This is a genomic window from Chryseobacterium herbae (assembly GCF_025154075.1).
Lineage (GTDB): Bacteria > Bacteroidota > Bacteroidia > Flavobacteriales > Weeksellaceae > Chryseobacterium > Chryseobacterium herbae.
This window is the reverse complement of sequence record NZ_JAOAMU010000002.1, coordinates 796,633-810,982: the sequence shown is the minus strand read 5'-3', so window position 1 is coordinate 810,982 and position 14,350 is coordinate 796,633. Positions and strand designations below refer to the sequence as shown.

The window sequence follows — 14,350 nt, the reverse complement described above, 5'->3', positions numbered from 1 at the left end:
GGCTAATAGCTATTGGTGAACGGCTACAAGTGTGCTGGAATCTGTTCTATCAGGATTTTGTTGCCTTTTGTATCAAAATAGGTACAAGTCATAGCATTGAGATCCATTTTCCAGCCTTCTACGCCGTTTTCTGCGCAGTCGTTGCAGAATGTAAGATAATCCGTTCCGCCTTGCTGGTGAAGTTTTAACCTTGTTTTAAAATGTTCAAGTTTAACGATACCTGAAATACTCCTTACTCCATCATCTTCACCTCTAGTAGTAACCGAATTGTTTTCGTTATCAAGATAGTCTATACCCAAATCTGCAACAGAAACCGTATACTCCGAAACGCCAAGAGTCTTTATAGCCTGGATATATTCAGGAAAATCTGCTCCGCTTTTTACTTTCTGATGTTCTGCTTTGATTTGTTCAATGGTCAATTTCATAGCTTTTTTTTATGCTGGAGGCTGTAAGCTTTATACAGTAGGCTTCATCGCCACATCCTAATCCATCTCACCTGCTAACTGTCATCTGCAACCTGCCACCTTTTCCAAATTTAAAAAAAATGTATCGTAAAATAAAAACCGGCAGATATTTCCGCCGGTTAGTTTTAACTATATTTCGTATACAAAATATACATCTTAAGGATGCTGTTGCATTTTGGCAGGATCATCGTAATTAACCATCCAGTTGATTCCGAATTTATCCGTAAACATTCCGAAATAAGCTCCCCAGAAAGTATCTGCCAATGCCATGGTTACCTGTCCTCCAGCAGAAAGCCCATTGAATAACTGATTAGCTTCTTCTTTAGATTCTGCATTGATGGAAATAGCAAAATTATTCCCTTCTTTCAACTGAGATGACCATTCTCCGGCAGTATCACTACCCATTAAGATGGTTTCTTTTGAAATAGGAAGAGAAACATGCATGATTTTGTTTTTGTCTTCTTCGGAAGTTTCTTTGCCTTCCATTGGAGGCATTTCTCCGAAAGTTCCGATGTAAGGATATTCTCCTCCGAAAACTGATTTGTAGAAATCGAATGCTTCTTTGCAGTTTCCATTAAATGTTAAATAAACGTTTACTGATGCCATTGATTGTTTTTTTATGAGTTAAGTTTTAATGAGTTTCTTTTAAGGTTTCTCAGATAATTCTTTTAATCTGTAAAGTCCTTTCTGGTAATCTTTTCCAATAGCATCTTCCATATTCATAAACAATTTCATTACCGTGAACGGATAAGGTATTTTTGATGTAAATCCCCATGTCGCTTTGCTGCCGTTTCCTTCCGGAACAATTTTCACAAACGCATTGGCTTCACTTTTATAAGGTGTCAAAAAAAGGAGTTCCGTATCAATTCTTTTTCCTGCTGCATCTATTTTTTTCACTTCCTGACAGCCTTTTCCGGCCGCATCTTTCTTACTGTCCCAACATACTTTTTCGCCAGGTTGTCCGGTGGTTCCGGTCCAGTCTCTTTTCATGGCGGGATCCAGGTCGTTCCATGGGCTCCACTGATCCATTGCTCTTAAAGTATTCGTCTGCTGCCATACTTTTTCAACCGGAGCATTGATGGTGATTGATTTCTCATACACACAGTCTCCTGAGATAAAAGCAGCCACAACCATCCATAAAATCAGGATAGAAGCCAGAACGAGAATAATTTTCTTTAATATTTTCATAACTCGGGATTATCTGTGTTGGTCTATTAAGATCATGTTTCCGTCCGGATCTTTCAGGAAGATATGTTCCGGACCTGAAGTGCTTTCGTCTGCTGCTTTTTCAAGCTCCACTCCGTTTTCCTTCAAATGTTTCTGAATATCGCGTACATCATCGAAAGATTCCAGATTCTGGGCATTTTCGTCCCATCCCGGATTGAATGTCAGCATATTTCCGTCGAACATCGCCTGAAATAAGCCTACCAGTGTGCCTCCGTTTTTCATGATCAGATAATTCTGCTCCATTTTACCGGCCATCACTGAGAACCCCAGTTTTTCGTAAAAATCTCTAGACTTCTGAAGATCCTTGACACTTAGACTGATTGAAAATGCTCCTAATTTCATATGTATTTTTGATTTTTTTTAATGGTCATATGGAATCGCGTATTATCATGACTATTTAATTTACCCAATGACAGCGATTTCATATTTAGTTTTTATTTTTTTAAAGCCAATTTACTTCCCACAAACACTAATCCCCAAACGACAATTCCCAATACCCAGAACCAGATCGGCGTAGGCAGAGAAAACATCATATAAATCGTTATGAACAGAAAAATAACTCCACAAACTGCTGCAGAAGTGTTTTTTCCATTGTTCGCCACTTTGGAAGCTGTAAATCCTGAAACGAAGGCAGCCAGTGCATAACCAATGATCACGAAAAACAACGCCATAAAAGGAGCAGTCGCCACATATTCTTTCATCGCTGTCATATCACCACTTCCCGCTGCTGCCGGAGGCGGATACACCTGATGACCTATTTTCTCAACGATGGTAATGCAGATAATTCCTGCAATGAGTCCGGCCGGGACAGCCAATATTCTTCTTAACATGGTTATTGATTTTTTAAACGGGTTTTAAAGTCCAGTGTTCCGTCATAACTTTTCCAATCTCCAATAAATTCTATATACTGTCCTTCTATTTTTTCAGTTTTTTTATTCCACTTGAAGGTATAAATAAATTTACCTTTAAAAATACCAGAATGTTTTCCTTTCGCTTCTTCCGCCAGTTCATAATCCCCGAAAACCACTCCTTTTCTTTTTGCATCTCTATATTTCGAAATCGTGATTTTCCCTTCATATTTCGCGTAGTTATCATCCACAAGAGAATACCCGGAAATAAAGTATTCCTGGTCATTTTTCTTATTCTGTTCGGAAATATTGACCTTCAGTTTCAGTTGTTGGCCGCTGTTGCCAATGGTTCCGATATAAGGTTTGCTATTGTTCAGCCAGACATTTGAAATATCAGGCATTTGCCCCCATGCAAAATTGCAGGCAAGAATGAGGATCCATAAAAGTTTTTTCATAGGGTGATTTTATACTCCAAACTGAGACAGGTGGTGGTTCAGATGTTTTGCAAACATATTATTCCACTCTGTAGAATTTAATTTCCCAAAAGAGAACGACTCTTTACCGTCAAAAGCTTCATGTCCCAACTGTTGTGTTTTCTGAATAAAACCAATCAGTCTTTTCTTCTCATCATCAAAGTTTTTTCTTCCGGTAACCAAAAACTGCGGAGCCGTAGGAGAATCTCTTGAATACGCCTTTTCTCCAACGACTTTTGGTTTTACAAACGTCTTCAAAATAAACTTGGCAATAGATCCCGGCTTTTTATGCTTTTCAGGCTCATAAACCATTTCATAAGATACGCTGCAGTGCGCAAGCATCTGATCAACCGTCATTTTCCCCCATAAACCGTGAGTGTCCTCTACCAGATTATTTATCCTATCAATATAGTTTTGAGCATCTTTTGCGTCAAATACATTTTCCATATACTTTCTAATTAACTAAAAGCAAATATATCAGTTTTTTCTTTTGATTTTTATAGGAGAATGAAAAAAACGGTGACGTGTTTGGGGTGCGGGTTCCGGGGTGCGGGTTCCGAGATACGGAGTGCGGGATGCGGGGTGAGAGTTGCGGGTTATTGGTTGTCAGTTACGGGATACATGTTTTCGGAATGCAAGGTGAATAATTAGTGAATTTGTAGTTGATCACTAGTCTCGACGCACTCTAAAACCCTAGTACCCTAAAACTCTCCTACTCTACAACTTCCACAACCTCTTTAGAACCTGTATTTCTAAAAATAAACCACAGTTTGATCTTTAAAGCAATCCAGCCCAGGATGGCATAGATGACCAATAAGATGCTTAAATGTTTTAAGAAGGGAAATGTAAGTTCAACGGAACCTTTCTGGATCAGTAGAATTTTAAAAGCCTGAAGGAAAGGTGTCAGGGGAATGATATTAGCAATAAACTGGACGAAGGCAGGCATTGCGCTCAATGGCCATGTAAATCCACTGATAATGAATGCCGGAGATGCAATCACCATCAGAATCTGAGTGGCTTTCAAAGCATCCGGAATCAATATGCTGATGAGCACTCCTAAAAATGAAGCGGAGCCGACAAATACTGCCGTCAGAAGAATAAAATTGAATATTCCTTCCGGCATCGGTACCCGGAAAATCATATGCATAAAGTAATAGACTCCGACAATGAGAATGGAGAATACCCAGATCGGGATCACCTTAATCAGCATGGTTGGGAAAGCCCATCTTTTCATCTTCAGATATTCTTTCACAAAAGATCCTCTTTCAAATTCGGTTGCAAAACTTACCGCCATGGCCAGAAGAATAACCTGCTGAAGAACGACAGCCAGCATTGCCGGCCACATAAAGATCAGATAGTTTCCCGTGGTGTTGAAAAGTGTGATATAATTGGCTTTGAAAGGCTCGTATTGAGTAGCTGCTTTTGTAGCGGGCATTCCTGCTTTTTGTAAAGCCTTAATGGAAGCTCCGGCTGAAAAAGTTCCTATCGTAAGCTGAAGTGCCTTTGAAGCAAAATTCGCGGTAAGGACGTTTCCGGTATTGACATATACATTCAGTTCCGGATATTTTTTCTGAAGCATATCAGCTTCAAACCTTGACGGAATAATCACCACAGCAGCTGCTTCATGTCTGATCACTTCATCTTTTATACTCAGAGGTTCCTGAGCGTATTTAATGATGCTGATGCTTTTATTGTCACCCAGCATATCTGTCAGCTGACTTGACAACGGTGTATTATCACGGTCGATAACAAGTACCGGCGTATGTTCCACTTTTCCGCTTTTGTACACGAAACCTAAGAGCGTGGCATAGAATACCGGGGCCAGAAAAAACACGGTCCTTAGGGTAGAATTGCCTATAAAAAGCCTGAACTCTCGTTTTAAAAGACGGAAAAATTCTTTCATAATTATTTCAGGATAACGTTAGCATTGACCAATATACCTTTAGCCTTATTCATGTCTGTGGGTTTTACTTTGATCTCATAAACCGCGTCCTGCAGCTGGTAGTCCGGATAAGCAGTGGTAATATCTGCGTACCTTGTCAGCTGTTTGATGTATACGACTGTTCCCTTTAAAGTTTCTTTATTATAAACCACCTGCATACTGACCTCCTGTCCTTTTTTGTATTTTGAAATGGCACTTTCAGGAACTGTAAATCTGAAATAGGTACTTTCCGGAATATATCCGTTGAATAAAGCAAAACCAGCCGTAGCCAATTCTCCTGCATTCAAACTGATGGTTTCTACTTCCATATCATTGGTCGCGATAATGTATCTTTCGGAATAGGCTACATTGGCCTCCTGAAGGGCTCCTTTAGCCTGTGAAGCCTGTCCGGCCGCCATTTCCACTTTTTCAATGCGGGTTCCTCTCTGTACATCATCCAATTCGGCTACCACAGCATCATACTGGGCTTTTGCACCCTGAAGTTTAGCATACACCTCATCGTGTGCCTGTGGAGACATTAAGCTGTCGCGGAACATATTATTAGCTCTTTTATATGATTTCTGGGCAAATTCATACTGTTCTTTCAAGCCTTTATATTTAGCCTGAAGCTGTCTCAACTGATCTCCCGTTGCTCCGTTTTTTGCCATCTGCTCCTGAGCTGTTGCCGCGCTGACGGCACCCTGAGCCTGAGCAATTTTTGCAGAAACTTCCGGAACATCCAGTAAGGCCAGTGTGTCACCTTTTTTCACGGTTTGTCCTTCCGTTACATATATTTTCAGAATTCTTCCGGTGACTTTAGGCGCAAAAGAAACGACATCTTTTTTAGTCTTTCCCGCGGAATCATTCAGGTTTTTCTTTTTTTCACTGCAGCTCCCTAATAGAAAAAGAGCAGCAAAGAGGGTGAGTATATTTTTATGCATCATTTTAATAGTTAGGGATTAGTAAAGTTTGGTGATATCAAGCTCCTGAGTCGATCTCATGAGCTCTATTCCGGCTCTTCTCTGGTTGAAAAGGGCATTCTGATATTCAAGCTCCACGACTTCAAGATCATTTTCTGCATCGATGAGCTGTGAAGATTTGCTCATCCCATATCTGAATTCTTTCTCAGCCTGCATCAGTGCGCTTTTAGCGAGTTCTTTTTCTTTAGCTTTTAAAGTGATCTGAGCGGTCGCAATATCATAATTGGTTTGATTATTCGCCTGATTCAGCGTTAATTTTTTTAAAGCATCTTCTTTTTTATTCTGAAGGACTTCTTTTCCAACTTTCGCTGTTTCTTCTGCATGTTTTCCTTCTTTTCCGTCAAAGATTTCCCATTTAAAGCCGACACCAGCTGTTAATAAGGGAAGGATATTAACATTGGTTGGTCTCCAGTCCAGTTTTGCGCCTTCATAACCCAGCGCCGGAACTGCAGGAATTACATTTTCCGAGGTTTTGATACGGCTTCCGTAAAGTCCAATATAATAGGCGGATGCCATCAGCTGTACTTTAGGAATCATCCAGGTTCTTTCGGCTTTTATTTTATAGTCTGCCGCTGATATACCATGTTCCAAAGCACGGACTTCCGCTCTTTCTTCAATACCTTTCTGTGCGGAAAGCAATTCCAACGGAGCTAGTACGGGATCAATCATTCTGAGGCGTTCTTTACTGATTCCGCTCAGGATATAAAGCTGGGTAAGAAGAAGCTCTTTTTTGCCCTCATACTCTACCATTTTGGCATCCAGAGTCGCCTGCGCGAGTTCTATTTTTTTATGATCGTATGGAGTGATCAGGCCGTACCCTAAAGCTTTGTCTGCTGTTTTTCTGTTGATATCGAGTCTTTTCTTACTTTCATCCAGCACCTTTTTAGACTGATGGATAAGAGCAAGCTGATCATACGCCTTGGAAATAGCAGCCACTACATCATCTTTTGTTTTTTCAAGGAGAATATCTTCTGACATTTTCTTTTCTTCAATGGCTTTTTTCAGGTATTTCACCTTTCCACCTGAATAGAGAAGCATTTTGGCATCTGCTTTTGCAATCCCTGAGAATCCGGAAACATTGAGATTATTGTTAAAACTTCCTTCGGGAATATTGATAAAAGGTGCCAGATTAATTTCCGGCGACGTAAGTCTTGCAGTTGCATTTAGATATCCGACCTGTCCGCTCACTTCCAATGTGGGAAGAAAGATGTCTTTCAGTTTGTGTCCGTCAAGGTCTGTGAGTTTGTTCTGGGTAATCTGCATCTTGAGATCAGAATCACGGACCATAGCACTGTCTAAAAGTTCTTTAAAATCCGGCGCAGACTGTGCCCGGCAGAAAGCAGGGAAAGCCAAAAAACTAAACGTAAAAATCAATAAATTGTTTTTCATGGTTTATGTTTATAACAAATATAATGCAAAAATTCGTTAAATCCCCGAAGATAATTCATCAATATGGTGAATTTAAAGTAAGTTTAAAATGTGTTTAGTTTTAATCTTCTATTTGTGATGATTATATAGGATCCGTTTAACTTTAATTTGAGGGATGTTTTAATTGGAAAAAAGTTGAATTTTCTTTTATTCATGGGATTTTATTATGCTGTTTGATTGGTGAAAATTTTATTGAAAAAATATTAACCACGGATTTCACGGATGGACACAGATGATTGCGTATATATCCTCTAAAATTTAATGTTTCAATTGGTTTGGTCTCGCGCAGATTTCTCAGATTGGGCAGATTTTTTATTATAACAAATAAAAATTTAATTTTTATAAAACTTAGGTGCTCTTCTTTGCTGTATTAATTAAACTTCAGATAAACTAAAGTGCTTAGAAAAACTTTTGTGACTTTTGTGGTGAATAATTTTTCCCAGATATGACAAGAATTAAATCTGCCTAATCAAACTGATCAGCGAGAGAAAATATAACGTTTACTCAAAAGGCCGATTTAGTGCAAACAAAAACTCCCCACAAAATGTGAGGAGTTTATATGTAAAGATATGGGTTTATCTCTGTACTGCGGATTTCATTTTCGCATCAGGACGTAAAACTCTGTAACGAACTTCAAGGTCTTTCGGTACATAGAATACCAAAGGAAGCTTGCTGTTGTATCTTACGATCTCCGGCTGAAGGGTCACAAATTTCTTTGTTTTCTTCTGATCCTGGCAACCCATTAAGGTTCCCCCGGCTTCACCGTTTGATTCTATTTCATAATAGTTGTAGCCCCATCCCTGAAGATCCTGGGTTTTTACATTTCCCATTAAAAAGTAATTGTTACAGTCCAGCATTTTTTCAGCACCTACAAAAAATTCTACTTTTAAATCGCTTTCATTTTTTGCAACAGGCAGCTGAATATATACCTGCTTGAATCCGTCTTTCGCTTTAGGGAACATTTCAATTTCCAGCTTCTCAAACTTTTCTGCTTTCTTTTGTGCGAAAGCATTTACACCTGCCAACATAATAAGTCCCGCCATTAAAGTTTTTGAAAATCTCATCTTATTTTTGTTTTAAAATTTTTACTTCTTCCCTATAGCCAAAAATCATTCCAAAATCTGAACGTTGGTTCCTTTTGTATGGGCATTCATCTGCGGTGCATAGTAATTCTGCATGGTGGTGATTCCATTGGAGAACTTACCGGCTGCATTGGAAACAAGGTCATATTCGAAGACGTATTTCCCTTTCGGCATGTACTCGATGTAGAAATTCGTGGAAGCATCTTTCGTAGACTGGTAGTAGCCTAAACTGTTTTTCCATTGGTAACCGGACAGTACATCTGTGGGTTCAAATCCTGCCGCACGCATATCTTTAATGTGAATAAATTCCATCGCTCGGTCTGTATTCAGAATCATTCTTACGGTTACTTTATCTCCTACTTTTAAAGGCGTATCGGCTGAAATTTTCTGAAGTTCTTCTCCGTTTACTGTTTTCACTTTCTTGTAAAGTTCTTTGGTAATTGAGATATAGTTTTCGGAAGATTTTATTTTATCCAAATCTTCATAATACTGCCAGAACAAGCCTCCCTGTACAATTCCAGGACCTGGTTTGGTAACGGTAACGGTTCCTAAGTTTTTGTCTACCACATCCGTTTTCACGGTTGATTTCACATAACCAGTCGCTTTCGTTTGAGGAGCCAGTTCTTTTCCACCCCAAACGATGGTTGCTTTGTCACTTTCAGCACTGGTCCATGATTTACCTGAGTTTAAGATCGTAAAGATTACTTCTGAGGTTCCTCTTGAACTTCCCCATGAATTCACCTCTTTCTGCGTGATCAGCCAGATCTTCATATCTTCAATAAATTTCTGATCATTAGATTTCAACTTATTGAATGCTTCTAAAGCACCAGCCTGATTTACTACTTTAGATCCGAACCAGCCCCAGTCGTTAAGGTTCTGTTTCCAGTAAACGCCCTGAGTTTTTGTATCGGTAGAAGTTTCTTTCAGGTAATTCATTAATTTATCTGAAACATCTTTTAAGCCGTAATCATTCATCAGTAAAGCAGCACGGTGAAGTCCGAAGAAAGTGAAATCTGTGATCTTCGCTGTTTTTGCTTTCTGTTTTACCAGTGATTTCAATGAAGCACCTTTTCCTTTTAACGGATACTGCTTTTCCCAATAGTTTCGGGTATCCAGATAATCCATGGTCCAGTTGTTCCAGACATTATCTTTTTTCGCATCCCAGTATTTATTGATCTCATTGTCTACGTACTGAACCAGTTGTGCTACCAATTCTTTCTGATCTGTACTTTGATAATCTTTCGCACTTTCTTTTAACCAGGTATTGATCTTACCCAGATTTTTAAGGATGTACAGCGATGTTCCGTAAGAACTCGGATATCCGGGATACCAAGAGAAACCTCCGTCCGGATTCTGCAGTTTTTTAAGATCGCTCCAATCCTGATTGATGGAATTTCTCATGGTGTTAGCATCAAATAATAAAGCCAATTTCTGCATTTGCTCACCTTCATTTTTACTTTCCAGCACCCATGGAGTTTCTTCCAATAGAAGCTGCTTCAGTTCCTGATTTTTTTCAAGATTTGAATTCAGCAATCCTTTGCTCTGGTATTCTTCAAAAACGGTCTTCATTTTCGGATTGGCTTTGAACACTTCAGAAGCCAGTACATCAGCGAACCATTTGTTGAAGATCACATCGGCAGAATTGTTCTGATCATTTTTCAAACTTGGTAAGGCAAACATGATTTCCCAGATCGGATTCGTGGTCAGTTCCAACGTATTCGAAACATTGGTGATTGTTGTAGAGTTTGTATTTTTAAGATTATCTAAAACAAACGTTTTCGTTTCGCCTTCTTTCACAAAAACCGGTACTGCATCCGTCACGAGCATTCTGTTCGGAAGTATAGCAATAGCCTGCTGCTCTCCGTCTGAATACGCGCCTGCTTTAGCTACCACTTTTAATATAATGGAAGACACATTATTCGGAACTTTAAGTTTCCATGTTAATGCGCTGTTTCCTTTTTCATTTAAACTAAAATTCTGTGTTCCTGCATTGATCCCGAACTGAGAAGAAATATTTTCATTCGTAAAGGCATCCAGGATCTGAAGGTCTGCTGAACCGCTTAATTTTTTATCGGTAAGATTAGACAGTTTCGACTGAAGATTCAGTTCGTCTCCTTCTCTCAGGAATCTAGGGTAATTTGGAGTCACTGAGAATTCTTTCTGCGTCACCACCTGTTTTTCCAGTACTGCCGCTCTCGCATCTTTTGTGTGAGCCAGGAACATCAGTTTCCATTTCGTCAATGCTTCCGGAGACGTGAATTCGAAGCTTACATTTCCTTCTGCATCTGTTTTCAGATCAGGATAAAAGAATGCGGTTTCGTTTAGGTTTTGACGTACGGGAACTTTTTCAAGGTCTTTTTTCTCAACGGCCATTTCATTTAAAGATACTGCTGCATCAGCCTGAGCTTCCTGACCACCTGCGTTTGCACTCACTTTCATTGATCTTTTTTGTCCGGCTCCTATTCTGACAACCTGTTCAATACTTTCCATTTTTGCAGAAGCAACAGGAGCTGGCATTGCCATACCTTCAACCTGTAATCCGGCCACTCTCCCTGTTAATCCATAACTATTATAATCACCATCAAACCAGTTAAAATTCGGTATATCTACATATTTCCCATTGTAATATTTCAGTCTTTTCTGATAGTATTGCTGAAGCAAATACTGTCTGACATCATAAGAAGTTACGATAGAATATGGTGCATAAAGATTCTGCCAGCTATAGGTATTTGCTGCAAACTGATCCAATGACATATCGTACATATTGGCCAGTACCTCAGCATTTACTTTTTCTTTATCGCTTCCTGAAACTTTTACCGTCCATTTTTCTTTTGAATTCGGTTCAAGTTTATCTCTGAAGGTAACAGTTTCAATTTTTACGGGCTGTTCCGTATTTTTTATTCTTAAAGTCACAGACTGGGTCTGCACATCGTTGAATGCTGCAATCTGGAACTGGACATTCAATGTTGCTACACTTTTGTCTTTAGGAATATCTGTAGTGTACTCAAGAACTCCTTTTTTCATCTGATGGACTTCCGAAACTGTTTTTCCTGAACCATCCTGAATAAATACATTCACAAGGGCATCCGGAATCGCTGAATATACATATACCTTAGCCTTCTCCCCTCTTGAAAATTCATTCTTAGGTTCGATAACGGTCAGGAATGTTTTCTGTGAAGGTTGTAAAGATCCCTTATCCCAAATACTGAAATTCTGAGAAGATTTTATGGTGTCTTTTCCTTCCATATTATACAGCTCAAGCTGATAATCACCAGCTGCCAGTTTTCCTAAATCCAGTTCCGCAGACGGTTGCTGAAGTTTTTCAGCAATCAGTTTTTCTGTTTTCCAGTTTTTAGCTTCATCCTCTTTATCAAAAAGATCGTGTGGGAATTTGCTGATGAATTCTTCTTTGGAATATTTAGGCAGATTCTGAACTTCCTGTGCGAAATTATCTCTGAAAATCCTGTTTGGAGAGCTCAGTTTTGATAATTTCACGCTATATGATTTTTTAAGATCCTGCTCGTTGTAATTCAGGGTTTCTACCTTCAGTTTTACATTTTCGTCACTGAATGTGTTCTTGATTCCGTCAGCTTTAATATAGTGAGAAACCGAAGCTACTTTCAATTGGGTATTTGCAGACTGTGTTTCTCCGTTGATATCCGTTACTGAAGCATTGATCTCATAGTTATCGATCTGGATTCCTTCCAGCTTTTCATCTTTTTTAAGATCAAGACGGATGACAAATTCTCCTTTCTCATTGGTTTTTGCCTCACCAAGGATTGAATTTTCGTTATCGTTACCACGCGGATACCACCAGAAATATCTCCATCTGATGTTATGCTTTTTGATTTCGTAATTTACTGTGGTATTGCTCAATGCTACTCCTGAGAACATCATTGCTTTTCCTTTCAGCTCAATCGTCTGTCCGTATTTGTATTCGTCTTTTACAGGATCAAAAGTCACTTCAAATTTCGGTCTCTTGTATTCTTCAACTCTGATGTCTTTATAACCCTGACTTCCTTCATCTGTTCTTAAGTAGAAAACGCCATTCAGCTGACCTTTTGGAAGGATAAAACTTCCGTGGTAAGATCCGAACTCATTGGTTGTAAAGTTTTGTGAAGACACTTCCTGACTGTTGGCATCCAGAAGGGTGATTTTTTGTTTTAACCCTGAGGTGACAGCTTCTATTTCCTTATCGATTTTTGTATTGATCACTTTGAAATAAACGGTTTGTCCCGGTCTGTAGATCGCTCTGTCCGTAAAGATCTGAGCTAAGCTGCGCGCTTGTTTATTGGGATTGTAGTTTTCTACATTTCCGCTGTTTCCATATACCTGCATGATCTGGAAATCATTGGTTTTCGGCTGGCGGATCAGGAAGGTTCTGTAATATTCATTGCTGGCTGTGGAAGGGAACTTAAAAACACCGTTCGCATCCGTTTTTCCATCAATTTTATTTAAAGTTTTATTGGCAACAAATTCATAAAAAGTAAGACTTTCATTCGCTGCCGGTTTTCCGTTTTCACTGTTGACCAGTTTCAAAGTATTGGAAAGTTGGTTTCTATCTGTTTTGGTCTGGTAAATTATTCTGTTTCCTGAAACCAGAAAGTAAAAATTCTGTCTTGAATCACTGTCTTTTGCTTCAGATCCTGCCACAGCATACTCTAAAACGTAAACACCTGAAGGAAGAGGCTTGATCTCCAGTGAAGTTTTGTGGATCTGAAAATCTTTGGAATCCCCAAGCTGGAATGTCTCTTTTCTTACCAGATTTTTTTTAACCTTACTAAAAGTATTGTTGTATGAATTCTGTACATATTGCATCAATGTCGTAAAATCTTCTTTTACTTCATAAATGTTCAGTGAAAAATCCGTTACGTTCTTATGTTCCGCTACGAAATGAATCGGCAGATTGTTTTGGGTCTGCTGTTCGTATTTAATGGTAAGAAACGGATTGGTGACCTGATTTTCTTTGTTTTTTATATTTTCAATGAATGGAGATTTCGGATATTGCTTTTTCGCCTGATCAGCAATAGCCAAAGCTTCTTTCTCCTTCTTTTTCGCGATCAACTCATTCATGATATCTTCCATGATGATCACTTTGTAATCGCCTTCCGTATCAGATTTCAAAAGAGTTTGGAGTTGTTCCAGTTTATCTTTACACTGACTGTAATTGCAGTTTTCCGTCAGTTTTTCCTTTGAGAAATACAATTTAGGATTTCCGCTATTCTGTGCAATCAGTTCATCAAAAGTCGCATTAATCTGTGTTCTGTTCTCCGTTAATTCATTTTTTGTGAAAAGACTGCCTTCAGAAAGAAAACTGATCTTCCTCATAGAATACCATTCAAACAAGGTTGGAAAAAAAGCCATATCCTTGATTTCTGTAAAAATATCCTTGTATTTCGCCAGAGGTATTTTTTTTATCTCTGTCTTCTGCTGATCGAGTTCCTGATAGCTTTTTTTCAGGTAGTTTTTAAAATCAAGCTTACTCCAGGTTTCAATCTGAGCCAGATCCTGTGAATTGATATTGGTTCGGCTCTCTATTTCCCACGAATTCTGATTGTAATAATCCATAAAAAATCCGTTCAGAAGAACCGTATATACCAATTTCTCTTCGCCTTTCAATTTGCTGTCGGCTTCTTTAAGCTTGACAAAAAACTTCGAGGCTGCATCATTCTTATCGTCGTCTACGGTAAGATTCACAACACTGAATTCCGCTTTCAGGGAACGGATGAGCTGGATGGCATTATTTTCTTTCATTGCGTGGTTTTGTATGTCTAAAATGATGGGAAGATTAGATTTATAGGCACCTTTCGCACTGTTTTCAGTCACTTTCTTCCACTGGTCGTCGTAGTATTTCTGCGCCGAAACAGCGGAAAAGCTCAGCATTAAAAGCAAAAGCATAAAAATCTTGGAAAATCTTTTCATAAATG

12 protein-coding genes are annotated in these 14,350 nt (G+C 38.9%); all 12 read right to left on the bottom strand.

Annotation, left to right across the window (positions count from 1 at the left end; all coding sequences use genetic code 11):
- Positions 1 to 23: 23 nt before the first annotated feature.
- Positions 24 to 425 carry a DUF1398 domain-containing protein gene (locus N0B48_RS09615; RefSeq protein WP_259838557.1) on the bottom strand — a complete coding sequence of 134 codons (402 nt, stop codon included), beginning with the start codon at positions 423 to 425 and terminating at the stop codon, positions 24 to 26.
- Positions 426 to 620: 195 nt separating this feature from the next.
- Positions 621 to 1,070 carry a VOC family protein gene (locus tag N0B48_RS09610; RefSeq protein ID WP_259838556.1) on the bottom strand — a complete coding sequence of 150 codons (450 nt, stop codon included), beginning with the start codon at positions 1,068 to 1,070 and terminating at the stop codon, positions 621 to 623.
- 39 nt (positions 1,071 to 1,109) lie between these two features.
- Positions 1,110 to 1,652: an SRPBCC family protein gene (locus tag N0B48_RS09605; protein WP_259838554.1), complete on the bottom strand. Its 543-nt coding sequence runs from the start codon at positions 1,650 to 1,652 to the stop codon at positions 1,110 to 1,112.
- 9 nt (positions 1,653 to 1,661) lie between these two features.
- Positions 1,662 to 2,033, bottom strand: a complete 372-nt coding sequence (locus N0B48_RS09600; RefSeq protein ID WP_259838553.1) for a VOC family protein — start codon at positions 2,031 to 2,033, stop codon at positions 1,662 to 1,664.
- Positions 2,034 to 2,125: 92 nt separating this feature from the next.
- On the bottom strand, positions 2,126 to 2,521 hold the full coding sequence (locus N0B48_RS09595) for a hypothetical protein (RefSeq protein ID WP_259838552.1): 396 nt from the start codon (positions 2,519 to 2,521) through the stop codon (positions 2,126 to 2,128).
- A gap of 2 nt (positions 2,522 to 2,523) precedes the next feature.
- Positions 2,524 to 2,994, bottom strand: coding sequence for a hypothetical protein (locus tag N0B48_RS09590; RefSeq protein ID WP_072922324.1), 471 nt, complete (start codon positions 2,992 to 2,994; stop codon positions 2,524 to 2,526).
- 9 nt (positions 2,995 to 3,003) lie between these two features.
- A complete protein-coding gene (locus tag N0B48_RS09585) occupies positions 3,004 to 3,459 on the bottom strand; it encodes a DUF1569 domain-containing protein (protein WP_259838550.1) in 456 nt (151 codons plus the stop codon).
- A 265-nt stretch (positions 3,460 to 3,724) separates the two neighbouring features.
- Positions 3,725 to 4,915: an ABC transporter permease gene (locus tag N0B48_RS09580; protein ID WP_259838548.1), complete on the bottom strand. Its 1,191-nt coding sequence runs from the start codon at positions 4,913 to 4,915 to the stop codon at positions 3,725 to 3,727.
- A gap of 2 nt (positions 4,916 to 4,917) precedes the next feature.
- On the bottom strand, positions 4,918 to 5,874 hold the full coding sequence (locus tag N0B48_RS09575; protein WP_259838687.1) for an HlyD family secretion protein: 957 nt from the start codon (positions 5,872 to 5,874) through the stop codon (positions 4,918 to 4,920).
- Between the two features lie 18 nt (positions 5,875 to 5,892).
- Positions 5,893 to 7,302, bottom strand: a complete 1,410-nt coding sequence (locus tag N0B48_RS09570) for a TolC family protein (protein WP_259838546.1) — start codon at positions 7,300 to 7,302, stop codon at positions 5,893 to 5,895.
- Positions 7,303 to 7,916: 614 nt separating this feature from the next.
- Entirely contained in the window at positions 7,917 to 8,405 is a 489-nt protein-coding gene (gene eco, locus N0B48_RS09565; RefSeq protein ID WP_259838544.1) for a serine protease inhibitor ecotin, read from the bottom strand.
- A gap of 45 nt (positions 8,406 to 8,450) precedes the next feature.
- Positions 8,451 to 14,345 (bottom strand): alpha-2-macroglobulin family protein, encoded by a 5,895-nt coding sequence (locus N0B48_RS09560; RefSeq protein ID WP_259838542.1) that lies wholly within the window; start codon positions 14,343 to 14,345, stop codon positions 8,451 to 8,453.
- Between the last annotated feature and the right edge of the window lie 5 nt (positions 14,346 to 14,350).

Coding starts and splice junctions, on each gene's coding strand:
- N0B48_RS09615 (WP_259838557.1), bottom strand. CDS start 425: ATGAAATTGACCATTGAACAAATCAAAGCAGAACATCAGAAAGTAAAA.
- N0B48_RS09610 (WP_259838556.1), bottom strand. CDS start 1,070: ATGGCATCAGTAAACGTTTATTTAACATTTAATGGAAACTGCAAAGAA.
- N0B48_RS09605 (WP_259838554.1), bottom strand. CDS start 1,652: ATGAAAATATTAAAGAAAATTATTCTCGTTCTGGCTTCTATCCTGATT.
- N0B48_RS09600 (WP_259838553.1), bottom strand. CDS start 2,033: ATGAAATTAGGAGCATTTTCAATCAGTCTAAGTGTCAAGGATCTTCAG.
- N0B48_RS09595 (WP_259838552.1), bottom strand. CDS start 2,521: ATGTTAAGAAGAATATTGGCTGTCCCGGCCGGACTCATTGCAGGAATT.
- N0B48_RS09590 (WP_072922324.1), bottom strand. CDS start 2,994: ATGAAAAAACTTTTATGGATCCTCATTCTTGCCTGCAATTTTGCATGG.
- N0B48_RS09585 (WP_259838550.1), bottom strand. CDS start 3,459: ATGGAAAATGTATTTGACGCAAAAGATGCTCAAAACTATATTGATAGG.
- N0B48_RS09580 (WP_259838548.1), bottom strand. CDS start 4,915: ATGAAAGAATTTTTCCGTCTTTTAAAACGAGAGTTCAGGCTTTTTATA.
- N0B48_RS09575 (WP_259838687.1), bottom strand. CDS start 5,874: ATGCATAAAAATATACTCACCCTCTTTGCTGCTCTTTTTCTATTAGGG.
- N0B48_RS09570 (WP_259838546.1), bottom strand. CDS start 7,302: ATGAAAAACAATTTATTGATTTTTACGTTTAGTTTTTTGGCTTTCCCT.
- eco (WP_259838544.1), bottom strand. CDS start 8,405: ATGAGATTTTCAAAAACTTTAATGGCGGGACTTATTATGTTGGCAGGT.
- N0B48_RS09560 (WP_259838542.1), bottom strand. CDS start 14,345: ATGAAAAGATTTTCCAAGATTTTTATGCTTTTGCTTTTAATGCTGAGC.